This is a genomic window from Kitasatospora sp. NPDC059722 (assembly GCF_042733235.1).
Lineage (GTDB): Bacteria > Actinomycetota > Actinomycetes > Streptomycetales > Streptomycetaceae > Kitasatospora.
In genome coordinates, this window is sequence record NZ_JBHWGD010000032.1 from 26338 (window position 1) to 50347 (window position 24010).

At 73.9% G+C, this 24010-nt stretch carries 18 protein-coding genes; 16 read left to right on the forward strand and 2 right to left on the reverse strand.

Annotated elements, in window-relative coordinates:
• Positions 1 to 164 precede the first annotated feature (164 nt).
• The 5 genes from ACFV4F_RS21230 (at position 165) to ftsY (ending at position 6685) form a co-directional block, all read left to right on the forward strand.
• The gene (locus tag ACFV4F_RS21230; protein WP_380445657.1) at positions 165 to 674 is read left to right on the forward strand and encodes a winged helix-turn-helix transcriptional regulator; all 510 of its coding nucleotides are present in this window, start codon (positions 165 to 167) and stop codon (positions 672 to 674) included.
• Positions 675 to 703: 29 nt separating this feature from the next.
• A complete protein-coding gene (locus ACFV4F_RS21235) occupies positions 704 to 1003 on the forward strand; it encodes an acylphosphatase (protein ID WP_380504528.1) in 300 nt (99 codons plus the stop codon).
• 412 nt (positions 1004 to 1415) lie between these two features.
• On the forward strand, positions 1416 to 1619 hold the full coding sequence (locus ACFV4F_RS21240; RefSeq protein ID WP_045702518.1) for a hypothetical protein: 204 nt from the start codon (positions 1416 to 1418) through the stop codon (positions 1617 to 1619).
• Positions 1620 to 1805: 186 nt separating this feature from the next.
• The gene (gene smc, locus ACFV4F_RS21245; protein ID WP_380504531.1) at positions 1806 to 5426 is read left to right on the forward strand and encodes a chromosome segregation protein SMC; all 3621 of its coding nucleotides are present in this window, start codon (positions 1806 to 1808) and stop codon (positions 5424 to 5426) included.
• Positions 5427 to 5473: 47 nt separating this feature from the next.
• Entirely contained in the window at positions 5474 to 6685 is a 1212-nt protein-coding gene (gene ftsY / locus ACFV4F_RS21250; RefSeq protein WP_380445654.1) for a signal recognition particle-docking protein FtsY, read from the forward strand.
• A 139-nt stretch (positions 6686 to 6824) separates the two neighbouring features.
• On the opposite strand, the gene ACFV4F_RS21255 is transcribed toward ftsY, so the two are convergent.
• Entirely contained in the window at positions 6825 to 7499 is a 675-nt protein-coding gene (locus tag ACFV4F_RS21255) for a bifunctional DNA primase/polymerase (protein ID WP_380499194.1), read from the reverse strand.
• A 603-nt stretch (positions 7500 to 8102) separates the two neighbouring features.
• Between ACFV4F_RS21255 and ACFV4F_RS21260 the strand changes: the two genes are divergently transcribed.
• From ACFV4F_RS21260 to ftsH, 7 genes are all read left to right on the forward strand, one after another.
• Positions 8103 to 9557 carry a hypothetical protein gene (locus ACFV4F_RS21260; RefSeq protein WP_380445652.1) on the forward strand — a complete coding sequence of 485 codons (1455 nt, stop codon included), beginning with the start codon at positions 8103 to 8105 and terminating at the stop codon, positions 9555 to 9557.
• A 288-nt stretch (positions 9558 to 9845) separates the two neighbouring features.
• Positions 9846 to 11216 carry an ammonium transporter gene (locus ACFV4F_RS21265; protein WP_380499195.1) on the forward strand — a complete coding sequence of 457 codons (1371 nt, stop codon included), beginning with the start codon at positions 9846 to 9848 and terminating at the stop codon, positions 11214 to 11216.
• On the forward strand, positions 11213 to 11551 hold the full coding sequence (locus ACFV4F_RS21270) for a P-II family nitrogen regulator (RefSeq protein WP_218207157.1): 339 nt from the start codon (positions 11213 to 11215) through the stop codon (positions 11549 to 11551). The genes ACFV4F_RS21265 and ACFV4F_RS21270 overlap by 4 nt, the downstream gene beginning before the upstream one ends.
• A gap of 166 nt (positions 11552 to 11717) precedes the next feature.
• Positions 11718 to 14183 carry a [protein-PII] uridylyltransferase gene (locus tag ACFV4F_RS21275; RefSeq protein WP_380443849.1) on the forward strand — a complete coding sequence of 822 codons (2466 nt, stop codon included), beginning with the start codon at positions 11718 to 11720 and terminating at the stop codon, positions 14181 to 14183.
• Positions 14184 to 14317: 134 nt separating this feature from the next.
• Positions 14318 to 15883: a signal recognition particle protein gene (gene ffh, locus ACFV4F_RS21280; RefSeq protein WP_380443916.1), complete on the forward strand. Its 1566-nt coding sequence runs from the start codon at positions 14318 to 14320 to the stop codon at positions 15881 to 15883.
• A 134-nt stretch (positions 15884 to 16017) separates the two neighbouring features.
• Positions 16018 to 16542 carry a GNAT family N-acetyltransferase gene (locus tag ACFV4F_RS21285; protein ID WP_380443851.1) on the forward strand — a complete coding sequence of 175 codons (525 nt, stop codon included), beginning with the start codon at positions 16018 to 16020 and terminating at the stop codon, positions 16540 to 16542.
• Positions 16543 to 16743: 201 nt separating this feature from the next.
• A complete protein-coding gene (gene ftsH, locus ACFV4F_RS21290; protein ID WP_380443853.1) occupies positions 16744 to 18675 on the forward strand; it encodes an ATP-dependent zinc metalloprotease FtsH in 1932 nt (643 codons plus the stop codon).
• Positions 18676 to 19082: 407 nt separating this feature from the next.
• Here ftsH and ACFV4F_RS21295 read toward each other — a convergent pair whose 3' ends face one another.
• Complete coding sequence (locus tag ACFV4F_RS21295) at positions 19083 to 19907, reverse strand: class I SAM-dependent methyltransferase (protein WP_380504534.1); 825 nt, start codon at positions 19905 to 19907, stop codon at positions 19083 to 19085.
• Positions 19908 to 20229: 322 nt separating this feature from the next.
• Between ACFV4F_RS21295 and proS the strand changes: the two genes are divergently transcribed.
• The 4 genes from proS to ACFV4F_RS21315 all read left to right on the forward strand — a co-directional run bounded on the left by proS (position 20230) and on the right by ACFV4F_RS21315 (position 23899).
• On the forward strand, positions 20230 to 21642 hold the full coding sequence (proS, locus tag ACFV4F_RS21300) for a proline--tRNA ligase (RefSeq protein ID WP_380443857.1): 1413 nt from the start codon (positions 20230 to 20232) through the stop codon (positions 21640 to 21642).
• A gap of 410 nt (positions 21643 to 22052) precedes the next feature.
• The gene (locus tag ACFV4F_RS21305) at positions 22053 to 22631 is read left to right on the forward strand and encodes a hypothetical protein (protein ID WP_380443859.1); all 579 of its coding nucleotides are present in this window, start codon (positions 22053 to 22055) and stop codon (positions 22629 to 22631) included.
• A gap of 597 nt (positions 22632 to 23228) precedes the next feature.
• Positions 23229 to 23657: a 30S ribosomal protein S16 gene (rpsP, locus tag ACFV4F_RS21310; protein ID WP_148642771.1), complete on the forward strand. Its 429-nt coding sequence runs from the start codon at positions 23229 to 23231 to the stop codon at positions 23655 to 23657.
• Positions 23658 to 23659: 2 nt separating this feature from the next.
• The gene (locus ACFV4F_RS21315) at positions 23660 to 23899 is read left to right on the forward strand and encodes an RNA-binding protein (protein WP_030056773.1); all 240 of its coding nucleotides are present in this window, start codon (positions 23660 to 23662) and stop codon (positions 23897 to 23899) included.
• Positions 23900 to 24010: the final 111 nt, after the last annotated feature.

The window sequence follows — 24010 nt, forward strand, 5'->3', positions numbered from 1 at the left end:
GGGGGGGGGGCTATTTGGGGGGTGGCGGGGGCGATTGGTCACCCGGTCCCCGGCCGCGCCGACCCGACGCGCACCCCGCGGCGGCCCCGCCGGATCCTCCGGCGGGGCCGCAGTGCCGTCCGGCCCGGGTTTGAGAACACAACCCTGTGTGGCACGCTGGCGCCGTGACCCCTGACACCCCGGGCCCGCTCCCGTCGCTCCCCGCCGCCCTGCCCGGCCGGCCGTGCTCGATGGCGGCGGCGCTGCACGTCGTCGGCGAGAAGTGGGCCCTGCTGGTGGTCCGGGAGCTGTTCTACGGAAACCACCGCTTCGACCGGATCGCCCGCAACACGGGCGCGCCCCGGGACCGGCTCACCGCCCGGCTGCGGGCACTGGAGGAGGCGGGGATCGTCGAGCGGCGCGCCTACAGCGAGCGGCCGCCGCGCTACGAGTACCACCTCACCGAGGCCGGCCGGGACCTCGCCCCGCTCGCCCACGCCTTGCGCACGTGGGGCGACCGCTGGCTGCTGCCCGAGTCGCCGGTCACCTTCGACCACGAGCCGGAGGGGCACGAGCCGCACGCCTTCGACGCGGCCTGGGTCTGCCGCACCTGCGGCCGGGAGGCCCGGCGCGGCGAACTGCACGCGCGGGTGCACAGCCCGGGGTGGACCGTCGAGGGGCCCGCGGAGCTGTGACCGGGCCCGCGGCCGGTTAGGGTCGGGGCATGCACGGTCGCGACACCCACAGTGAGGAACCGGTCCGGGTCACCGCCTGGGTCCGGGGGAAGGTCCAGCAGGTCGGCTTCCGCTGGTGGACCAGGGCGCGGGCGCTGGAGGTCGGCCTGACCGGCTACGCGAGCAACCTCGGCGACGGCCGGGTCCAGGTGGTGGCCGAGGGCCTCGCCGGCGACTGCGAGGAGTTGCTCGCCCTGCTCCGCGGCCCCGACACACCCGGCAGCGTGAGCGGCGTGACCGAGATCTGGACCGCCGTCGGCGTCGGCTACGAGGGCTTCGAGATCCGCTGAATTCCGCCGGGGCCGGGCCCCGCACGGCACCCGGCGAAAAGATCCTCAACCGGCGGTGTCATACGGTTGCCATCCGGGCAGACTCGTGGTTGACTCCGCATCGAACGATGATCCACGAGCACCTGGTGGACCCGGCCCGGACCTCCTCGGCGTGACGACACCGCCAGGCAGGTGACAGGGGCGCGGTAGCGTGCGGTGATCGTGTTGACCCTTTCCGTCTTTGGTGAGACGCTGGAAGCCCGCGCACACGACCGCGTTTTCCCGGTCGGCGCATGCCCTCGTGAGCCCAGCTCACGATGGTTGCGCCGCAGTGCCAAGCCGGCACTTCCGGTGGCGCGCCGCGCGTGCGTCCCCCTTCCCCCTAGACCTGTACCGTTCCGGTTCGGTCACTCAGCGTGGAGGACCATTCATCATGGCAAAGGCGCTTCTCGGGTACGTCGGCGGCCCCGACCCGCGAATGCTCTCCGAGATGCGACGGCTTCAGCAGCGCGTCCAGGACCTTGAAGCCGAGCTCCTTCGGATGCAGGCTGAGAACGACGCTCTCACCGCTGTCGCTGACGAGCACTCGCTGCTCAACAGCATCGATCTGGATCAGCGGGAGCCGGCTCTCACCTGAGTCCCGCCCGGTCCGCGCAGATCGACGCCGCTGTGCACTGAGCCGCCCCGCAAGGGACGCAGCATGCAAGGGACGCCCGGTTGTGGCGTCCCTTCGTCGTGTCCGGGCGCCTTCGGCCGCCCACCTGCCGGATACAGTCGCCGTCGGGGTCCGTGAACCCCGGCGAGCGATGAGGAGACCGGCCGCGTGCACCTGAAGAGTCTGACGCTGCGCGGGTTCAAGTCCTTCGCCTCCAGCACCACGCTGCGCTTCGAGCCCGGCATCACCTGTGTCGTCGGCCCGAACGGCTCGGGCAAGTCCAACGTCGTCGACGCGCTCTCCTGGGTCATGGGCGAGCAGGGCGCCAAGTCGCTGCGCGGCGGCAAGATGGAGGACGTCATCTTCGCCGGGACCAGCGGGCGCGCCCCGCTCGGCCGGGCCGAGGTCAGCCTCACCATCGACAACACCGACGGCGCGCTGCCCATCGAGTACGCCGAGGTGACCATCACCCGGACGATGTTCCGCAACGGCGGCAGCGAGTACGCGCTCAACGGCCAGACCTGCCGGCTGCTCGACATCCAGGAACTGCTCTCCGACTCCGGCATCGGCCGCGAGATGCACGTCATCGTCGGCCAGGGACAGCTGGACTCCGTCCTGCACGCCGACCCGATGGGCCGCCGGGCCTTCATCGAGGAGGCGGCCGGCGTGCTCAAGCACCGCAAGCGCAAGGAGAAGGCGCTGCGGAAGCTCGACGCGATGCAGGCCAACCTCAACCGCGTCCAGGACCTGGTGGCCGAACTGCGCCGCCAGCTCGGCCCGCTCGGCCGGCAGGCCAGGATCGCCCGCCGCGCCGCCGGCATCCAGGCCGACCTGCGCGACGCCCGGCTGCGGCTGCTCGCCGACGACCTGCTCGTCCTCCGCCAGGCCGTCGAGGCCGAGATCGCCGACGAACTCGCGCTGCGCCTGCGCCGCACCACCGTCGAGCAGGAACTGGCCCGCGCCGTCCAGCGCGAGCGCGTCCTGGAGGCGCAGGTCGAGCAGCTCGGCCCGAGCCTGGAGGCCGCCAGGCAGACCTGGTACCGGCTCTCCGCGCTCGCCGAGCGCACCCGCGGCACGATCGGACTGGCCGAGGCGAGGGCCCGGCACGCCGTCGCCGGGGGGCAGGGCGAGGAACGGCGCGGGCGGGACCCGGAAGAGCTCGAACGGGAGGCCGAGCGCGTCCGCGAGGAGGAGGCCGCCCTCGCCGAGGCGCTGGAGGAGGCCCGGTACGCGCTGGCCGAGGCCGTCGAACGCAAGAACGAACTGGAACGCGACCTGGCCGCCGAGGAGCGCCGGCTGCGGGACGCCGCCCGCGCCATCGCCGACCGCCGCGAGGGGCTCGCCCGGCTCCAGGGGCAGGCGGCGGGCGCGCGCTCCAAGGCCGCGTCGGCCCAGGCCGAGATCGGCCGGCTCACCGAGGCCAGGGACGAGGCGCTGCTGCGCGCCGGAGCCGCGCAGCGCGAGTTCGAGCAGCTGCAGGAACAGGTCGACGGCCTCGCCGGGGACGACGAGCGCGCCGACACCGCCCACGACGAGGCCCGCGCACGGCTCGCCGCCGTCGAACGCGACCTCACCGCCGCCCGGGAGGCCGCCGGCGCCGCCGAGCGCGAGCGCGCCGGGCTCACCGCGCGCCACGACGCGCTGGCGCTCGGACTGCGCCGCAAGGACGGCACGGGCGCGCTGCTCGCGGCGGGGGACCGGCTGACCGGACTGCTCGGCCCGGCCGCCGCACTGCTGCGCATCGCCCCCGGCCACGAGGTCGCCGTCGCCGCCGCACTCGGCGCAGCCGCCGACGCGGTGGCCGTCGACTCGCCGGACGCCGCCGTCGCCGCGCTGCGCCTGCTGCACGCCGACGACGCCGGACGGGCCGCGCTGCTCGTCGCCGGTGCGCCCGAACCCGACCGGGCCGTGACCGAGTTGCCCGCCGGTGCCCGCTGGGCGGCCGAACTGGTGGACGGACCGGCCGAGTTGACCGCCGCCGTGCGCACGCTGCTGGCCGGGACGGCCGTCGTCGGCACCCTCGACGACGCCCTGTCCCTGATCACCGCGCACCCCGCCCTGAGCGCCGTCACCGCCGACGGCGACCGGCTCGGCGCCGGCCTCGCCCACGGCGGCTCCGGCGGCGCGCCGAGCCTGCTGGAGACCCAGGCCGCCGTGGACGAGACGGCCCGCGCGATCGGCGAACTCGCCCTCCGCTGCGCGGACGCGGCCGAACGGCTGGCCGGACTCGCCGAACTGCGGAGCGGGTCGGCGGCCGAGGTGGAACGGCTGTCCGCCCAGCGGAGGCACGCGGAGAAGGAACGGGCCCAGGTGGCCGGAGCGCTCGGCCGCCTCGGTGGGCAGGCCCGCGCCGCCGCCGGCGAGGCCGAACGGCTGGCGGCCGCCGCCGCCCGGGCGGAGGAGGGCCTCGCCCAACTGCTCGCCACCGCCGGGGAACTGGCCGAACGCCTGGCCGCCGCCGAGGACTCGGCCGACGCGGGGGAGGACGAGCCCGACCCGGCCGAGCAGCAGCGGCTGGCCGGGGCCGCCTCGGCCGCCCGGCAGGCCGAGCTGGAGGCACGCCTCGCCGTGCGCACCCACGAGGAGCGGGTCCGCGCGCTGGCCGGCCGGGCCGACCAGCTGGACCGCGCCGCCCGCACCGAGCGCGAGGCGCGCGCCCGCGCCGCCGAGCGCCGTCGGCGCGCGCAGCACGACGCCGGGGTGGCGAACGCCGTCGCGGCGGGCGCCCGGCAGCTGCTCGCCTGCCTGGAGGTGTCGCTCGCGCGTGCGGACGCCGGGCGGGCGGCCGTCGAACGGGAGCGCGCGGAGCGCGAGGCGGAGCTCCGGGCGCACCGCGAGCAGGGCCGCGGCCTCAAGGAGGAACTGGACAAGCTGGTCGACGCCGGCCACCGGGACGAGGTCCTGCGGGCCGAGAAGCGGCTGCGGATCGAGCAGCTGGAGGCCAGGGCGCTGGAGGAGTTCGGCATCGACGGCGGCGAACTGCTCGCCTCGTACGGGCCCGACCAGCCCGTCCCGCCGGCCACGCCTGAGGAGGGGCAGGAGCCGGGCGAGCCGTACCCGTACGTCCGGGCCGAGCAGGAGAAGCGGCTGCGGGCGGCCGAGAAGGCCTACCAGCAGCTCGGCAAGGTCAACCCGCTCGCGCTGGAGGAGTTCGCCGCGCTGGAGGAACGCCACCAGTTCCTCGGCGAGCAGCTGGACGACCTCAAGCGGGGCCGGCGCGACCTGATGGACATCGTCCGGGACGTCGACGAGCGGGTCGAGCAGCTGTTCACCTCCGCCTACCACGACACCGCGGCCCAGTTCGAGGGCGTCTTCGCCCGGCTGTTCCCGGGCGGGGAGGGCCGGCTGGTGCTGACCGACCCCGACGACATGCTGACCACCGGCGTCGAGGTGGAGGCCCGCCCGCCGGGCAAGAAGGTCAAGCGCCTGTCGCTGCTCTCCGGCGGCGAGCGCTCGCTGACCGCCGTCGCGCTGCTGGTGGCCATCTTCAAGGCCAGGCCCAGCCCGTTCTACGTCATGGACGAGGTGGAGGCGGCGCTGGACGAGACCAACCTGCGTCGGCTGATCGGGATCATGGAGGAGCTGCGGGAGAGCTCCCAGCTGATCGTGATCACGCACCAGAAGCTGACGATGGAGTCCGCGGACGCGCTCTACGGCGTGACGATGAAGGGCGACGGAATCTCCCAGGTGATCAGCCAGCGGCTGCGGGTGGGGGAATCTCCCGGCAGCCAGGCCGGGGGAGAGGACCGGGAACGGCGCCGGGGCGTGGTGCGGGCCACATCCGCCTAGCCCGGGTGCGGTGCTTCTCGGGCCTCGTCACGGATACTGGGGGAGATATGGAATACGTGATCCTTGCCGTAGTCATCGCCGTGGTCGCCGTCGGCGCGATCGCGGGCCTCGTCGTTTCCGGCAGACGACGCCAGCAACTCCCGCCGAAGTCGCAGGCGCCGGTCATCACGGCGCCGCCGACCACCCCGCGCGAGCCCCAGGTCGGTGAGGAGGCCGCGCCGCCCACCGAGGAGCCGCGGCGCACCGTCGAGGAGGTTCCGCTCCCCGAGACCGCGGAGGCCCCGGAGGCCGTCGAGGTCGCCGAGGCCGAGGCGGCCCCCGCCGTCGAGGTCCCCGAGCCCACCGCCGGCCGGCTCGTCCGGCTGCGCTCCCGGCTCTCCCGTTCGCAGAACTCGCTCGGCAAGGGCCTGCTCTCGCTGCTCTCCCGCGAGCACCTCGACGAGGACACCTGGGAGGAGATCGAGGACACCCTGCTGACCGCCGACGTCGGCGTGGCCCCCACCCAGGAGCTGGTCGAGCGGCTGCGCACCCGGGTGAAGGTGCTCGGCACCCGCACCCCCGACGAGCTGCGCGCGCTGCTGCGCGAGGAGCTGGTCGAGCTGGTCGGCAAGGACGCCGACCGCACCGTGCGCTCCACCAAGCACGAGGAGGGCCCGGCCGTGGTCCTGGTCGTCGGCGTCAACGGCGTCGGCAAGACCACCACCACCGGCAAGCTGGCCCGCGTCCTGGTCGCCGACGGCCGCACGGTCGTGCTCGGCGCGGCCGACACCTTCCGCGCCGCCGCCGCCGACCAGCTGCAGACCTGGGGCGAGCGGGTCGGCGCCCGGACCGTGCGCGGTCCCGAGGGCGGCGACCCGGCCTCGGTCGCGTTCGACGCGGTCAAGGAGGGCATCGCCGAGGGCGTGGACACCGTCCTCGTGGACACCGCCGGCCGGCTGCACACCAAGACCGGCCTGATGGACGAGCTGGGCAAGGTCAAGCGGGTCGTCGAGAAGCACGGCCCGGTGGACGAGGTCCTGCTGGTGCTGGACGCCACCACCGGTCAGAACGGCCTGATCCAGGCCCGGGTGTTCGCCGAGGTGGTCGACATCACCGGCATCGTGCTGACCAAGCTGGACGGCACCGCCAAGGGCGGCATCGTCGTCGCGGTCCAGCGCGAGCTGGGGGTGCCGGTCAAGCTGATCGGCCTCGGCGAGGGCGCGGACGACCTGGCGCCGTTCGAGCCGGGCGCGTTCGTGGACGCGCTGATCGGGGACTGAGCCCCCCGTACACGGTGAAGGGTCCGCTCCCCGTTGGGGGCGGGCCCTTTGTGCTGGGCTCGGGTGGTTCCGGGCCAGGGTTGCTCCGGGCCAGGGGCGTGCTGGGCCCGGGGTCGCGCCGAGCTCGGTGGTGCTGGGCTCAGGAGGCCATCCAGGCCGGCTCCGCGGTGCGCTCGCGGCCGCGGTGGCAGGCGTAGGCGAGGGTGCCCAGCAGCAGCCGGGCCTCGGGCGGACAGCCCGCGTTGTCCCGGGTCGGGCGGCGCAGCCAGCGCACCGGGCCGAGGCCGGGCAGGACGGTGGGCGGGGCGGCGACGTAGCTGCCCTCGCCGTGGCAGGCCAGGTCGAGCGCGGCGTCGTCCCAGCCCATCCGGTACAGGAGGTCGGGCAGGCGGCGGGCGGTGCCGGGGGCGACCAGGAACTGCAGCCGGCCGGTGGGGGCGGTCAGCACCGGGCCGACCTGGGTGCCCATCCGCTCCAGCCGGACGAGCGCCTGGACGCCGGCCTGCTCGGGGACGTCCAGGACGTCGAACGCCCGGCCGGTGGGGAACAGGACGGAGCCCTCGGCGTCGGCGGTGTGCACGGCGGCCTCGCAGCCGGGCACGGGGTGCAGGCCCGGGGCGGCGCAGCGGGCGGTGCCGCACTGGCAGGCGGCCGGGGCGTTGCCGGCGGCCCGGCCGGTGACGGCGACCGCCCAGCCCCAGCGACCGGTGTACTCCGCGGCGGCCTGGGACGCGGTGACCTTGGTGCGGCGGCGCGCGCCCAGCGGAGCCAGCCGCAGGTGCCCCAGTCGAAGTTCGCCGAACAGGTTGTCCATGCCTCCCCCAACAGGTTCTCGTTGCCGATGGTTACGGGATGGTGACTTTGCGTTGATTGTCCGTTGCGTGGTGCGTTGTGCGGGTGCGGCGCGCAGCGCGTGGCGTGCGCCTTTTGCGGTGGTGCGCCTCGGGCGCCGCCTTGTGGCGGCTGTGCCGATGCCGGATCGTCGTGTGCGCGAGGCGGCCGTCGAGCTGGGCGGACGGCAAACTCGCCGGTGGCCGTGGCGGTCCGTCGGGACCGCCGGGATTGCTCGGGGACTTGGCGGCCCGCATATGCCGACCGCCGCGACTACCTAGTGAAGCGTGTGCCCCCTTGCTTCGGTTCACTCCTGGGGGTGGCGAAAGGTGGCGTTTCGCCAGGGGCCGTCCCGCGGACCCTCGGCGGGGCATTACGTTCAGCACACGGGCGTCGTCGGGGAGTCAGCTCCGAGCCGCAGGGGCGCGGGAGTTGGGCGAACTGACGCCCCGTCCGGAGTCGTGGCACACCAGTGCGAGAGAGGGGTGCGGCGGCGCCGCGGCACGGCACGTCTGGCAACAGCCCGCAACCGTCGGGCGATGACGATCGGGGGCCCTCCGGGGCCGGGCGGGATGGGACGTTCCCCATGGCAGAGAAGCAACCCAACGAGAAGCTGACCACGTGGTTCGCCCGCAGCGGCTGGTCCAAGGGGGAGTTGGCCCGCCAGGTCAACCGCCGGGCCCGGCAGATCGGCGCCCACCACGTCTCCACCGACACCTCCCGCGTGCGGCGCTGGCTGGACGGCGAGCAGCCGCGCGAGCCGATCCCCAAGATCATGTCGGAGCTCTTCTCCGAGCGCTTCGGCTCGGTCGTCTCGATCGAGGACCTCGGCCTGCGCGCCGCGATCCCGGTCTCCACCGTCGGCGGCGGCGTGGACCTGCCGTGGAGCGCCCCGCAGACCGTCCAGCTGATCAGTGACTACTCCCGCAGCGACCTGATGCTCAACCGCCGGGGCTTCCTCGGCACCTCGCTGGCGCTGACCGCGGGCGCCGCCCTGATCGAGCCGATGCAGCGCTGGCTCGCCCCCGGCCCGAACGGCACCCCCACCCCGATCCTGACCGCGGCCAACGGCGGCGAGGCGTTCACCGGCCGGCTGTCCGAGCCCGAGCTCGAACTGCTGGAGCAGACCACGGTCATGTTCCGCCAGTGGGACGCGCAGAACGGCGGCGGGCTGCGCCGCAAGGCCGTCGTCGGCCAGCTGCACGAGGTCACCGACCTGCTCCAGGAGAGCTACCCCGAGCAGACCACCCGGCGGCTGTTCCGGCTCACCGCCGAACTCGCCCACCTGGCCGGGTGGATGTCCTACGACGTCGGCATGCACCCGAGCGCGCAGAAGTACTACGTGCTCGCGCTGCACGCCGCCAAGGAGGCCGGCGACCGCCCGTTCGGCGCGCTGATCCTCACCGACATGAGCCGCCAGATGATCCACCTCAACCGCGGCGAGGACGCCCTGGAGCTGATCCACCTCGCCCAGTACGGCAGCCGCGACACCGCCACCCCGCGCCAGCAGGCCCTGCTGTACGCGATGGAGGCGCGCGCCTACGCGACCATTGGCGAGGTGAACCGCTGCGCCCGGGCGGTGCGGCTGGCCGAGGACACCTTCACCGACATCCGCGAGGGGGACGAGGAGCCGGACTGGCTGAAGTTCTTCTCGCCCGCCGAGCTGAACGCCGAGAACGCGCACTCCTTCCGCGACCTCGCCTACCACTCCGACAACTCCGAGCTGTACGCGTCGATGTCCGCGCCGGTGATGGAGCGCGCGGTGGACCTGTTCCGCCAGGACGGCGACCACGTGCGCTCGTACGCCTTCAACCTGATCGGCATGGCCAGCGTGCACCTGCTGCAGAAGGAGGCCGAGCAGGCCGCGCTGATGGCCGAGCAGGCGGTGGACATCGCGACGAAGGTCCGCTCCGAGCGGCTGAACTCGCGGGTGCGCAAGACCACGGAGGCCGCGGCCGTCCGCTTCAAGGGCGTGGACGCGGTGAGCCGCCTGAAGGAAAGGGTCGTCCAGGACATCCCCGAGTACGTCTCGGTGGTCTGAGCCACGCCCCCGCCGGACTCCACCGACCGTGACGGCCGCCGCCGCCACGGTCGGTGGCGGTTGCGGCACCGGGCGTGGCGTGCGGCGGCACGGTAACCCATCCGGACCCCCGACGGGGCTGCGGTTCACGCAGGTGTAACCCGCGCGTCGCACGCGTCACGGCCGCGAAACAACCGGCCGCACTGGCCGAAACCCGCCTTCGGCACTCTCCTCTTCATCGCCGACACCCCGGGTGGCACGGGACAGGTACCCGGGTGGTGGATCGGCTTTCACGCAGAGGAGACGCCGATGCCGGACGGCTTCAGCGCGGGCGACACCGCCTTCGTGCTCATCAGTGCGGCCCTGGTCATGGTGATGACCCCGGGCCTGGCCTTCTTCTACGGGGGCATGGTCCGGGCCAAGAGCACACTCAACATGCTGGCGATGAGCTTCCTCTCGCTCGGCATCGTCACGGTGCTCTGGGTCCTCTACGGTTACTCGCTCAGCTTCGGGCCGGACGCCGGCTTCGGCCTGATCGGCAACCTCGACTTCCTCGGGATGCGCGGGATCGGCCTGAACGAGCTGTCGGGCACGATCCCGGTCACGGCCTTCTCCGTGTTCCAGCTGATGTTCGCGATCATCACCCCGGCGCTGATCAGCGGCGCCATCGCGGACCGCGCCAAGTTCGCCGCCTGGGGCCTGTTCGTCGCGCTCTGGGTGTCCGTCGTCTACTTCCCCGTCGCGCACTGGGTGTTCATGGTGGACGGCGGCAAGGGCGGCTGGCTCGGTGACCGCAACGGCGTCATCGACTTCGCCGGCGGCACGGCCGTGCACATCAACGCCGGCGTGGCCGGACTCGCGCTCTGCCTGGTGCTCGGCAAGCGGATCGGCTTCAAGAAGGACCCGATGCGCCCGCACAGCCTGCCGCTGGTGATGCTCGGTTCCGGCCTGCTGTGGTTCGGCTGGTTCGGCTTCAACGCGGGCTCGGCACTGGCCGCCAACGGCGTCGCGGCGATGGCCTTCGTCAACACCCAGGTCGCGACGGGCGCCGCGCTGGTCGGCTGGCTGGTCTTCGAGAAGCTCAAGCACGGCGCGTTCACCACCCTGGGCGCCGCCTCCGGCGCGGTGGCCGGCCTGGTCGCCATCACCCCGGCCTGCGGCTCGGTCAGCCCGCTCGGCGCGGTGGCGATCGGCCTGATCGCGGGCGCCGTCTGCGCCGCCGCCATCTCCCTCAAGTACCGCCTCGGCTTCGACGACTCGCTCGACGTGGTGGGCGTGCACGCGGTCGGCGGCGCGATCGGCTCGCTGCTGATCGGCCTGTTCGCCACCGGCGGGGTCGGCCAGACCGCCAAGGGCCTGTTCTACGGCGGCGGTCTCGACCAGCTCGGCAAGCAGGCGCTGGGCGTGTCCGTGGTCGCGGCGTACTCCTTCGTCGTCTCCTGGCTGCTGGCCAAGGCGATCGACAAGACGGTCGGGTTCCGGGTCAGCGAGGAGGTGGAGGTGGCCGGCATCGACCAGGCCGAACACGCCGAGTCCGCCTACGATTTCAGCGCGGTGGGCGCCGGTCTGGCCCGGGCCCTCGCCCCGGCCGCGGCCGCCGCGGCGACCACGGCCCAGAAGGCCGACGTTCAGAAGCCCGCCGCCCCGACTGCCGAGAAGACCGAGGTCGACGCCCGATGAAGCTCATCACCGCCGTGATCAAGCCGCACCGCCTGGACGACGTGAAGGCCGCCCTGCAGGCCTTCGGGGTGCACGGGCTGACCGTCACCGAGGCCAGCGGCTACGGCCGCCAGCGCGGCCACACCGAGGTCTACCGCGGCGCCGAGTACACCGTGGACCTCGTGCCCAAGATCCGGATCGAGGTCCTGGTCGAGGACGACGACGCCGACCAGCTGATCGACGTCCTGGTGAAGGCGGCCAGGACCGGCAAGATCGGCGACGGCAAGGTGTGGAGCATCCCGGTCGACACGGCCGTCCGGGTCCGCACCGGCGAGCGCGGACCGGACGCGCTCTGACGACATGACGCACCGCGGGCGGGGGGGGGGCGGGCCCGCGCCCCGGGCGCCGCGGGCGGGGGGGCCCCCGGCCTGGCGGGCCCCCCCCCCCCGCCCGGCGGCGCATCGGCACCCGGCCCGCCCGCCGGCGCCACCCCGCACAACCGCCCGACGGACGGGACCCCGCATGACCACCGAGACCAGTCCTTCCGATTCCGGTCCCGCCGGCTACGGAGCGGCCAGGGCCGCGCTGCTCGCCGGCCCCGGCCCGGCCGGCCGCGAACGCCGCGCCGCGCTCGCCCGGCTCACCGACGACTGGCTGGCGGGCCTGCTCGCGTCCGCCGGTGCCCCCGCCGGCGTCGCCCTGGTCGCCGTCGGCGGCTACGGGCGCGGCGAACTGTCCCCGCGCAGCGACCTCGACGTCCTCCTGCTGCACTCCGGCCGGATCGACCGGGAGCTGCCCGAGCGGATCTGGTACCCCGTGTGGGACGCGGGTGCCTCCCTCGACCACTCGGTGCGCACCGTCGCCGAGGCGCGGTCCGTCGCCGCCGCCGACCTCAAGGCGCAGCTCGGCCTGCTGGACGCCCGCCACGTCGCCGGGGACGAATCGCTGACCGCGGCCCTGCGCTCCGCCGTCCTCGGCGACTGGCGGGCCGGCGCCCCGGCCCGGCTGCCCGAGCTGCGCGAGCTCGGCCGGGAGCGGGCCGAGCGGCACGGCGAGCTGTCGTTCCTGCTGGAGCCCGACCTCAAGGAGGCCCGGGGCGGCCTGCGCGACGTCGTCGCGCTCAACGCGGTCGCCGCGACCTGGCTCGCCGACGCCCCGCGCGACGGCCTCGACGACGCCGCGCTGCGGCTGGCCGACGTCCGGGACGCGCTGCACCTGGCCACCGGCCGGGCCACCGAGCGGCTCAGCCTCCAGGACCAGGACCAGGTCGCCGAGCGGCTCGGCGTGCTGGACGCCGACGCGCTGCTGCGCCAGGTCTACGAGGCGGCCCGGACCATCGCCTACGCGAGCGACGTCACCTGGCGGGCGGTGGACCGGGTGCTCGCCGCCCGGTCCGGCCGGGGCCGACGGCCGGGGCGGCTGGCCTTCCCGTTCGGCGGCGCCGGGCGCGGTTCGGGCGCGGTGGCGCGCGGCGCGGTCGAGCGCCGCCCGCTCGCCGAGGGCGTCGTCGAGCAGGACGGCGAGGCGGTGCTCGCGCAGGGCGCCCGCCCGGCCGCCGACCCCGTCCTGCCGCTGCGCGCCGCGGCCGCCGCCGCGCAGAACGGGCTCACCGTCTCGTACGCGACGGTCCGCAGACTCGCCGCCGAGTGCCGCCCGCTGCCGGTGCCCTGGCCCGACGAGGCGCGCGAGCAGCTGGTCACGCTGCTCGGCGCCGGCGAGGCGGCCGTGCCGGTGTGGGAGGCGCTGGAGGCCGAGGGCGTGGTCACCCGGCTGTTGCCGGACTGGGAGCGGGTCCGCTGCCGCCCTCAGCGCAACGCGGTGCACCGGTGGACGGTGGACCGCCACCTCGTCGAGACGGCGGTGCGGGCCGCCGCGATGACCCGCCGGGTGGCCCGGCCCGACCTGCTGCTGGTCGCCGCGCTGCTGCACGACATCGGCAAGGGCTGGCCTGGTGACCACAGCGAGGCCGGCGAGGTGATCGTGCGCGACGTCGCCGTCCGGATGGGCTTCGACCCCGAGGACACCGAGACCCTCGCGGTGCTGGTCCGCCACCACCTGACCCTGGTCGACACCGCCACCCGGCGGGACCCGGACGACCCGGCCACCGTCGAGGCGATCACCAAGGTGGTCACCACCCTGCCGCGCCTGGAACTGCTGCACGCGCTCACCGAGGCGGACGCGCTGGCCACCGGCCCGGCGGCGTGGAGCACCTGGCGCGCCTCGCTGGTGGACGGCCTGGTGGCGCGGGCCGCCGCCCAGCTGTCCGGGGGACCGGCGGCGCCGGCCGAGGCGGCGCCCACGGCCGAGCAGGAGCGGCTCGCCGTCGAGGCCGCGCGCACCGACGCCCCGGCGCTGGCGCTCCAGGCCCAGGCGGAGACGGCGGGCCCGCCTGCGGCGCAGCCGCCCCTCACGACCCCGCCGGAGCCGATGGGCGTGGAGCTGACGCTGGCCGTCCCGGACCGGCCCGGGCTGCTCGGCACGGTCGCCGGGGTGCTCGCGCTGCACCGGCTGACCGTCCGCTCGGCGGGCCTGCGCGAGCTGGACCCGATCGGCGCGGGCCCGGTCCTGCTGCTCTCCTGGCGGGTGGCGGCCGAGTACGGCGAGCTGCCGGAGGCCGCCCGGCTGCGCGCGGACCTGCGCCGGGCGCTGGACGGCTCGCTGGACGTCGCCCGCCGGCTCGCCGAGCGGGACGCGGCGGCCCCGCGGCGCCGGGGCATCCCGACCCCGCCGCCGCTGGTCACGGTCGCGCCCGCGGTGGCCTCGGCGACGGCGACCGTCCTGGAGGTCCGCGCGCACGACGCCCCCGGGCTGCTGCACCGGATCGGCCGGGCGCTGGACGAGGCCGGCGTCCGGGTGCGCACCGCGCACGTCTCCACGCTCGGCGCGGACGCCGTCGACTCCTTCTACCTGACCGACGGGGAGGGCCGCCCGCTGGCCGCCCAGCGGGCCGGGGAGGTGGCGGCCGCGGTCCGCGCGGCACTGGGCTGAACGGGGTCGCGGGCCCGGCGGGAAGGGGCCGCGGACCCGGTCCGTACGGGGGTGGAGACCGTACCCGGGGTGGCCGGATACCCTTGGGGGCGACGACCGTACCGATACCGATGCCGCAGAGGACCCGCGACGACGTGTTCGACACCCTTTCCGATCGCCTCGCAGCGACGTTCAAGAACCTCCGTGGCAAGGGCCGCCTCAGCGAGGCGGACATCGACGCCACCGCCCGCGAGATCCGCATCGCGCTGCTGGAGGCGGACGTCGCGCTGCCGGTCGTCCGGGCCTTCATCAAGCAGGTCAAGGACCGGGCGCTCGGTGCCGAGGTCTCGGGCGCGCTGAACCCGGCGCAGCAGATCATCAAGATCGTCAACGAGGAGCTCATCGCGATCCTCGGCGGCGAGACCCGTCGGGTGCGGTTCGCGAAGAACGGCCCCACGGTGATCATGCTCGCCGGTCTGCAGGGTGCCGGTAAGACCACCCTCGCGGGCAAGCTCGGCCACTGGCTGAAGAAGCAGAAGCACACCCCGCTGCTGGTCGCCTGCGACCTCCAGCGCCCCAACGCGGTCAACCAGCTCCAGGTGGTCGCCGAGCGCGCCGGCGTGGCCTTCTACGGCCCGCAGCCGGGCAACGGCGTCGGCGACCCGGTGCAGGTGGCCAAGGACTCGATCGAGTACGCCAAGCAGAAGCAGTACGACGTCGTCGTCGTCGACACCGCCGGCCGCCTCGGCATCGACGCCGAGCTGATGCAGCAGGCCGCGGACATCCGCGCCGCGGTCGAGCCGGACGAGGTCCTGTTCGTCGTCGACGCGATGATCGGCCAGGACGCGGTCACCACCGCGCAGGCCTTCCTCGACGGCGTCGACTTCACCGGTGTCGTGCTCTCCAAGCTCGACGGCGACGCCCGCGGCGGTGCCGCCCTGTCGGTCGCGCACGTCACCGGCCGGCAGATCATGTTCGCCTCGAACGGCGAGAAGGTCGACGACTTCGACGCCTTCCACCCGGACCGGATGGCCTCGCGCATCCTCGGCATGGGTGACGTCCTCTCGCTGATCGAGAAGGCCGAGCAGACCTTCTCGCAGGCCGAGGCCGAGAAGATCGCCGCCAAGCTGCGCGGCGGCCCGAAGGCCTTCACGCTGGACGACTTCCTGTCCCAGCTGGAGCAGGTCCAGAAGATGGGCTCGATCTCCAAGCTGCTCGGCATGCTGCCCGGCATGGGCCAGATCCGCGAGCAGATCAACAACATCGACGACAAGGACGTCAACCGCGTCGGCGCGATCATCAAGTCGATGACGCCGGCCGAGCGCGCCGAGCCGGAGCTGATCAACGGCTCCCGCCGGGCCCGCATCGCCAAGGGTTCGGGCGTCCAGGTCGGCGAGGTCAAGAACCTGGTCGAGCGGTTCTTCGACGCCCGCAAGATGATGTCCGCGATGGCCTCCGGCAAGGGCATGCCCGGCATGCCGGGGATCCCGGGCATGGGCGGCGGCGCGAAGAAGTCCGCGAAGAAGGCCCCGCAGGCCAAGGGCAAGCGCAAGAGCGGCAACCCGCTGAAGCGCGCGCAGGAGGAGGCGGCCGCCGCCGAGCGGCGCGCACTCGGCCCGGGCGGCGCCCAGGCCCCGGCCGACGGCGGGGCGTTCGGCCTCGGCGCGGGCAAGGGACCGGCCGACTTCGAGCTCCCCAAGGAGTTCAAGGACCTGCTGTAGGCATCCGGGCGGTCCGGTGCCCGTCGGCCCGGCCGGGGCCCGTCGGCCCGCCACCGTCCCCGCCGTCGTCACCGATCGGCCCGTCGTCCGGATTATCCGGGCGGCGGGCCGATCGCGTGTCCGATGATGGTGGGGTGCGAGTGACGATCAGGGCCCCGCGGGCCGAGGACGAGGGTGCGTACGCCGAGGCGGTCCGACGGTCCGCCGAGCACGTCGGGCGGTGGAACCCGGTCGAGCCGAACGGGCTGCCCGACCTGCTGGAGCGCCAGGGGGCCGGCCTGCGGACCTTCCTGATCGTCGACCGCGAGACCGGCGGGCTGGTCGGCAAGGTGAACGTGGCCAACATCGTGATGGGCCGCTTCTGCAACGCCTCCCTCGGCTACGACTCCTACCTGCCGTTCGCCGGCACCGGGCGGATGACCGAGGGCATGCGGCTGGTCGTGGACCGCTGCTTCGCCCCGCAGCCGGCGGGCGGGCTCGGGCTGCACCGGCTGGAGATCAACGTGCAGCCGGACAACGAGCGGTCGATCGCGCTGGCGAAGCGGCTGGGCTTCCGGCACGAGGGCTACACGCCGCGGATGCTGTTCCTGCAGGGCGCCTGGCGCGACCACGAGCGGTTCGCGATGACCGTCGAGGAGTGGCCGGGCTCGGGCGCCTAGCGGGTGTGCCCGGCGGGCGTCCGGCGGGCGTCCGGCGGGCGGGGTGGGGGCGGCCGCGGTCGGGGCCGCTCGGGGCGCGGCGGGGCTGTCCCGGGGCCGCTCTGGGGCGGGTCGGGAGGCCGCGCGGGGCTGACCCGCGGCCGCTCTGGGGCGCGGCGTTGCGGTTGGCCCGCCCGAGCGTGCGTCCGTATCGTCCGAGAGGTGACCGAACCCGTCCCGCCGCGCCAGACCCCCGACCAGCCCTGGCGGTCGGAGGGCGCCCCGCCCCCGCCGCCACCCCGCCGCCGGATGCCCGGCGGCTGGATGGGCCTCATCCTCACCGCGCTCGTGGTGTTCCTGATCTCGGACGTGCTGCTGTCCTTCTTCGGCAACGAGGGCGCCACGACGATCTCCTACACCGAGTTCAACAACCAGCTGAACAAGGGCAACATCACCAAGATCTACTCCAAGGGCGACGCCATCGAGGGCACCCTCAAGTCCGCCCAGCCCCGGCCGGACGGCGCCAAGGGCGACTACACCGACTTCGCCACCCAGCGGCCCTCCTTCGCCAACGACAACCTCTGGGCCACCCTCCAGCAGCAGGGCATCGAGGTCACCGCCACCTCGCCGGTCGTCCAGCAGCGCAGCTTCCTCTCCAACCTGCTGCTCTCGCTGGCCCCGATGCTGCTGCTGGTCTTCATCTGGGTGCTGCTCGCCCGTCGGATGTCCGGCGGCCTCGGCGCCGGGCCGCTCGGCCGCAAGGCGCCGCCCAAGCCGGTGGTCGCGGAGGAGGGCAAGCGCACCACCTTCGCCGACGTGGCCGGCATCGACGAGGTCGAGGCCGAACTCGCCGAGGTCGTCGACTTCCTGAAGAACCCGCAGCGGTACCGCATGATGGGCGCCAAGATGCCGCGCGGCGTGCTGCTGAGCGGCCCGCCCGGCACCGGCAAGACGCTGCTCGCCCGGGCCGTCGCCGGCGAGGCCAACGTGCCGTTCTTCTCCGCCTCCGCCTCCGAGTTCATCGAGATGATCGTCGGCGTCGGCGCCAGCCGCGTCCGCGAACTCTTCGCCGAGGCGCGCAAGGTGGCGCCGGCGATCGTCTTCATCGACGAGATCGACACCATCGGCCGCCAGCGCGGCGGGGGCGGCGGCCTCGGCGGGCACGACGAGCGCGAGCAGACGCTCAACCAGATCCTCACCGAGATGGACGGCTTCACCGGCTCCGAGGGCGTCATCGTGATCGCCGCGACCAACCGGGCCGACGTGCTCGACCCCGCGCTGCTGCGCCCCGGCCGCTTCGACCGGCGGATCACCGTCAGTCCGCCGGACCGCGAGGGGCGCGCCGCGATCCTCGCCATCCACTCCCGGACCGTCCCGCTGGCCGGCGACGCCGACCTCACCCGGCTGGCCAAGGTCACCCCCGGGATGACCGGCGCCGAGCTCGCCAACCTCGTCAACGAGGCCGCCCTGCTGGCCGTCAAGCGCAAGCAGGACGCCGTCAACGAGCGGGACCTCTCGGACGCGCTGGAGAAGGTCCAGCTCGGCGCCGTCCGGCCGCTGGTGATGCCGCAGGAGGAGCGCGAGCGCACGGCGTACCACGAGAGCGGGCACGCGCTGCTGGGGATGCTCCAGCCCGGCGCCGACCCGGTCCGCAAGATCACCATCGTGCCCCGCGGCCGGGCGCTCGGCGTCACGCTCTCCACGCCCGAGAACGACCGCTACTCGTACACCGAGCCCTACCTGCGCGGCCGGATCATCGGCGCGCTCGGCGGGATGGCGGCCGAGCAGGTCGTCTACGGGGTCATCACCACGGGCGCGGAGAGCGACCTGGAGCAGGTCACCAACATCGCCCGGGGGATGGCCGGCCGCTGGGGCATGAGCGAGCGGGTCGGGCGGCTCACCGCCGTGCCCGCCGACCCGCAGGGGGCGTACGGGCTCTCCGCCGCCCCGACCACGCTCGACGCGGTGGACGAGGAGGCCCGGCGGATCGTCGCCGAGTGCTACGAGGACGCGGTGCGGATCCTGACCGAGCAGCGGACCCGGCTCGACGCGCTGGCGGCGGCGCTGCTGGAGGCGGAGACGCTGGACGAGGCGCAGGCCTACCGGGCCGCCGGGGTGCCGCGGGAGGCGGCCGAGGACGGGGACGCTTCGTAGGGCGGCGGGGCGCGGCGGGTCCCGGTGGAGCCATGCGGGGCCGTTCGGTGCGCGGCGGGGCCCGGTGGTGCGCGGCGGGGCCGTGCAGGGCCGTTCGGTGCGCGGCGGGGCCCGGTGGTGCGCGGCGGGGCCGTGCAGGGCCGTTCGGTGCGCGGCGGGGCCCGGTGGTGCGCGGCGGGGTCGTGCAGGGCCGTTCGGGGAAGCGCGGGCAGAAGGCCGGGGGCGCTCGCCGTGGTGGCGGGCGCTCCCGGTTTCGTCCGTCTCGGGGTGTGCCCCCGGTCCGCCGGGTTCCGGCGTGCCGTGTCTGCCGGGCCGCTCGTGCCGGGCCGCGTGTGCTGCGGTGCATGTGCCGGGCCGTGCGTGTGCCGGGCCGTGCGTGCCGCGCCGCGTGTGCCGCGGTGCCCGGTTCAGCGGCGACGCTCGGCGATCAGGTAGCGGAACACGTTCTCCATCCGGACCGACCCGTCGGCGCGCAGGTAGGGCTGCAGCGCCTCCTCCAGCTCCTTGGCCACCAGCGCGCCGCCGGAGAACTCCTCGGCGGCCTCGAACAGCCCGGTGGAGAGCAGGCCGCGCACCGCGCTGTCCAGGTCCGGATAGGCGAACGGGCAGCTCACCCGGCCGCTGCCGGCCGGACGCAGGCCGGCCGCGGCGATCAGGTCCTCCAGGGCGCCCGGCGCGCTCAGGTCGAACGGGTCGCGCGCGGTGGTGCGGCCGGCCATCCGCCGGGCCACGTCCAGCACCGCGGCGCTCTCGCAGCGCTCCTGCGGCCCCCAGGCGGCCAGCACCACGTGCCCGCCGGGCAGCGTCAGCCGGGCGGCCTCGGCGACCACCGTGCGCGGTTCGGCGCTCGCCGGGAGCTGTTCGAAAACCGTCACCAGCGAATGGGCCGAGCGGGGGAGCGCGGTGGCCGGCCGGGCCCCCGCGCACACCTGCAGCCGACGGTCCCGCGCGAGCTCGCGCAGTTCGTCCCGGGGTTCCTGGCCGGCGACCTGGGCACCCCGGCCGGCCGCCAGCAGGAGCGCCAGCCCGGAGCGGCAGCCCAGGCCCAGCACACTGCTCGCCGGGCCGACCTCCAGCCGGTCGTAGACCGCCTCGTACAGCGGTACCAGCATGCGTTCCTGGATCTCGGCCCAGTCGCGCGCCCGCGCGGGCCACGCGCCCCCCGCGTGGGGGTGGTGCGGTCGTGCGCCCGCTGGTCGTTCGGTCGTGCCGGTCGTCCGAGCTGAAGCCATCGCGGCCTCCCATCCGGTCCTTCGGTGTGCTGCTACGGCTCCCCCAAAGTCCCGCCCCACTCCAGCGAACAGCGGCTCGGGCGCGGCGTCCAGAGGGGTGCAGGGTGGTGCGCGCGTGTCGCGGTCGTGCGCCCCCTGCTGTCGGCGGGGGTCGTCCCGCGTCCGCGCCCCCGTCCGTCCCGTGGTCGTGCCCCGTCCGTCCCGTGGTCGCGCGGTGGTCGTCCCGTGGCCGAGCCGTGGCGTCCCGTGGCCGGGGTGGCCGTCCGCCGCGGGTGTGATACCGATTCGAAGTCAGGGGGCCGCTCCCCGTACCATTCGGGCCATGGCTAAGGCACCCGTTCTCACCCCTCAGGCGGAAGACTTCCCGCGCTGGTACCAGGACCTCATCAACAAGGCCGAGCTGGCCGACAACGGTCCGGTGCGCGGCACCATGGTCATCCGACCGTACGGCTACGGCCTGTGGGAGCGGATGCAGCAGGAGATGGACGCGCGGATCAAGAAAGCCGGCGCGCAGAACGCCTACTTCCCGATGTTCATCCCGCAGTCGTACCTGACCAAGGAGGCCGAGCACGTCGAGGGCTTCGCCCCCGAGCTCGCGGTGGTCACCCACGGCGGCGGCAAGCAGCTGGAGGAGCCGGTCGTCGTCCGGCCGACCTCCGAGACGATCATCAACGAGTACTTCTCCAAGTGGGTGCAGAGCCACCGCGACCTGCCCCTGTTGATCAACCAGTGGGCCAACGTGGTCCGTTGGGAGCTGCGCCCGCGCGTCTTCCTGCGCACCACCGAGTTCCTCTGGCAGGAGGGCCACACCGCCCACGCCACCTACGAGGACGCCCGCGCGTACGCGTCGATGATCCACACGCAGGTCTACGGCGACTTCATGACCAACGTGCTCGGCATCGACGTCGTGCTCGGCCGCAAGACCGCCAAGGAGCGCTTCGCCGGCGCCATCAACACCCTCACCCTCGAGGGCATGATGGGCGACGGCAAGGCCCTGCAGATGGGCACCAGCCACGAGCTGGGCCAGAACTTCGCCAAGGCGTTCAACACCACCTACCAGCTCCAGGGCGCCGAGCGCGAGTACGTCTGGCAGACCTCCTGGGGCGTCTCGACCCGCATGGTCGGCGGCCTGATCATGTCCCACGGCGACGACAACGGCCTGCGCGTCCCGCCGCGCCTGGCCGCCGTCCAGGCCGTCGTCCTCGCCATCAAGGGCGACGACGCGGTCATCGCCAAGGTCCGCGAGATCGGCGCCCGCCTGGAGGCCGTCGGCGTCCGCGTGGTCGTCGACGACCGCACCGACACCCCGTTCGGCCGCCGCGCCGTCGACTGGGAGCTCAAGGGCGTTCCGGTCCGCATCGAGGTCGGCCCGCGCGACCTGGAGAACGGCACCGCGATGCTGGTCCGCCGCATCGCGGGCGGCAAGGAGCCGGTCTCGATCGACGCCCTGGCCGAGCTGCTCCCGGGCGTCCTGGAGGACGACCAGGCGCTCCTGCTGCGCCAGTCCCGCGAGCGCCGCGAGTCGCGCACCGTCGACGTCAAGACCCTCGACGAGGCCGTCGAGGCCGCCGCCACCGGCTGGGGCCGGATCTCCTGGGCCGAGCTCGGCCCGGAGGGCGAGGCCAAGCTGGCCGAGCAGGGCGTCTCGGTGCGCTGCATCGTCGCCGCCGACGGTTCGGTGCCGCAGACGGACGACCAGGAAGGCAATATCGCGATCGTCGCGCGTGCGTACTGATCCCGACCATCGGTACGACCGGCGGTGGGTAATGACCGTTACCGGCAACATTTGCCCGGAATGCGGGTGGTAAGAATCCGGTAACTCTCGTCGAGGGCTCCGGACTCGCAACATCCCTACTGGCCGGTCAACTGCCGGTATTAACGGAATAGCGGTACGGTGTACGGCCCGTGGCCCTGTCAACTTCGACAGGACCACGGGCCGTACGTCCTGGGTGCGACAGCCCGCCCCCCGGACGGAATTCACCAGGCCCGCCGAGCTGCGCGGGCCGAAACCGGCAGGGGGTTGGTCTTGCGTCAGATCCGGAACGCGCAATTCGCGCGCGACCATGCATTCCTGGGAGTTCCCTGGGAATTCCCGGAGAACGGGAACAGGCGGAACATCGGCTCGCACTCCATCGTTGGTCTAGCGTGAGCACGACACAGCCCCTCGTCCTCGCGGCCGAACTGGCCGCCGCCTGGAGTGACATCCAGGCCTACCACCAGGACCTCCCGGACCTGGCCTCGCCCGAGGCCCTGATCGGCGAGTCCTCCTCGGCCTGTGGCACGCGGCTCGGTTTCGAGCGGCTCCTCCACGAGGCTGCCCACGGTCTGGCCGCGGCCCGGGACATCCGGGACACCTCGCGGGCCGGCCGCTACCACAACCGGCGCTTCCTGATGCTCGCCTCCGAGCTCGGTCTGGCACACCCGGTGGAACCGCACGCGAGCAGCGGGTTCTCCCAGGTGACCATGCTCAAGGAGACGCAGGAGCGGTACGCCGAGACCATCGAACGCCTGGACCGCGCCCTGGGTGCGCACCAGGAGGCGGTGGCCGGCGAAGGCGCGACGCGCGCCTTCCGCGGGCCGGCCGCCCGGCACGGTTCCTCCGGGGGCGGCGTGCGGGTCAAGGCGGTGTGCGGCTGCGGGCGGAACGTCCGGGTCGTGCCGTCGGTGCTCGCGCAGGCGTCCATCGTCTGCGGCGCGTGCCAGCAGCCCTTCAAGATCGCCTGATCCTGTCGGGTTCGGCGGTTCGTTCCGGGGTTCCGGGAGTTCCGGCGGTTCCGGCGGTTCTGGTAGTTCCAACCATTTCAGCAATTTCAGCAATCTCGACGGGGTTCGACGAGTTCGGCACGTTCGACGAGTTCGACAAGCGCGTTCGAGAAGTTCGGCAAGGCAGGGCCCATCGGGCTCACGTGACCGGTTCGGGGTCGCGTGACCGGGTGGCAGGACCCGGTGGTCGGCTGTGCGGGCAGCGGAACCGGCGGGTGCGATCGGAAGACTCGTGGACGGAATCAGTGGACTCGACCGGGAGCGGGGGCTCCCGGTCCGGTCCGGCCCCACGAGGTGGGTCCGGGGGCCGGCCGGTCCGGCTCCGGCTCCGTGTCCGGCTCGGTGGACGGTGCCCGGGAAGCCTGGTCCGCAGACGGTGCCCGGGAGGCCCGGTCCAGGCGGTTGGCGCCGGTATGGCAGAATGGACAGCTGAGTACTCGGCAGCCGAGCAGGACCCCTCTCTCCTACGGCTGGCGTGTCCCTTGAACGGTCCGCACCGCAACCCCACGCGATGAACGCGACCGCTCACCCACGTCAACACCAGGAGAATCCACTCCCGTGGCAGTCAAGATCAAGCTCAAGCGTCTCGGCAAGATTCGCTCCCCGCACTACCGCATCGTCATCGCCGACGCGCGCACCAAGCGTGACGGTCGCGCGATCGAGGAGATCGGCATCTACCAGCCGACCTACAACCCCTCGAAGATCGAGGTCGACAGCGACCGCGCCCAGTACTGGCTGTCCGTCGGCGCCCAGCCGACCGAGCCGGTCCTCGCCATCCTCAAGCTGACCGGCGACTGGCAGAAGTTCAAGGGCCTGCCGGCCCCGGCGCCGCTCAAGGTCGCCGAGCCCAAGGTCGAGGACTTCTCGCACCTGTTCGCGAAGGCCGTCGCCGGCTTCGAGGACGCCACCACCGGTGTCGCCATCACCCCGAAGGCCAAGAAGTCGGACAAGGCCGAGGCTGAGGCCGACGCCGCCGCCGAGGCCTGATCGTGATCGAGGACGCCCTCGACCACCTGGTGAAGGGCATCGTCGAGCACCCCGACGAGGTGCAGGTGCGCTCGCGCAACCTGCGTCGGGGGAACACCATCGAGGTGCGTGTGCACCCCGATGACCTCGGCAAGGTGATCGGCCGGGGCGGCCGCACGGCGCGCGCTCTGCGCACCGTGGTCGGCGCCCTCGGCGGTCGCAACGTCCGGGTCGACCTCGTCGACGTGGACAACATCCGCTGACGCAGCTGCCCGTGCAGCCGTCAGGGCTTGGGGCCGGGGGGGGGGGGCGGGGCGGGGGGCGAGGAGCGCGGGGCGTGGTCGCTGGCGCTGAGGATTCTCCCTCGACAGTGT

What these genes read in the sequence shown, in the direction of transcription:
- ACFV4F_RS21255 (WP_380499194.1), bottom strand. Translation starts at nt 7,499, where the DNA reads ATGGACAACCTGTTCGGCGAACTTCGACTGGGGCACCTGCGGCTGGCT.
- ACFV4F_RS21270 (WP_218207157.1), top strand. Translation starts at nt 11,213, where the DNA reads ATGAAGCTCATCACCGCCGTGATCAAGCCGCACCGCCTGGACGACGTG.
- proS (WP_380443857.1), top strand. Translation starts at nt 20,230, where the DNA reads ATGGCTAAGGCACCCGTTCTCACCCCTCAGGCGGAAGACTTCCCGCGC.
- ACFV4F_RS21295 (WP_380504534.1), bottom strand. Translation starts at nt 19,907, where the DNA reads ATGGCTTCAGCTCGGACGACCGGCACGACCGAACGACCAGCGGGCGCA.
- ACFV4F_RS21240 (WP_045702518.1), top strand. Translation starts at nt 1,416, where the DNA reads ATGGCAAAGGCGCTTCTCGGGTACGTCGGCGGCCCCGACCCGCGAATG.
- ACFV4F_RS21265 (WP_380499195.1), top strand. Translation starts at nt 9,846, where the DNA reads ATGCCGGACGGCTTCAGCGCGGGCGACACCGCCTTCGTGCTCATCAGT.
- ACFV4F_RS21235 (WP_380504528.1), top strand. Translation starts at nt 704, where the DNA reads ATGCACGGTCGCGACACCCACAGTGAGGAACCGGTCCGGGTCACCGCC.
- ACFV4F_RS21275 (WP_380443849.1), top strand. Translation starts at nt 11,718, where the DNA reads ATGACCACCGAGACCAGTCCTTCCGATTCCGGTCCCGCCGGCTACGGA.
- ftsY (WP_380445654.1), top strand. Translation starts at nt 5,474, where the DNA reads ATGGAATACGTGATCCTTGCCGTAGTCATCGCCGTGGTCGCCGTCGGC.
- ACFV4F_RS21260 (WP_380445652.1), top strand. Translation starts at nt 8,103, where the DNA reads ATGGCAGAGAAGCAACCCAACGAGAAGCTGACCACGTGGTTCGCCCGC.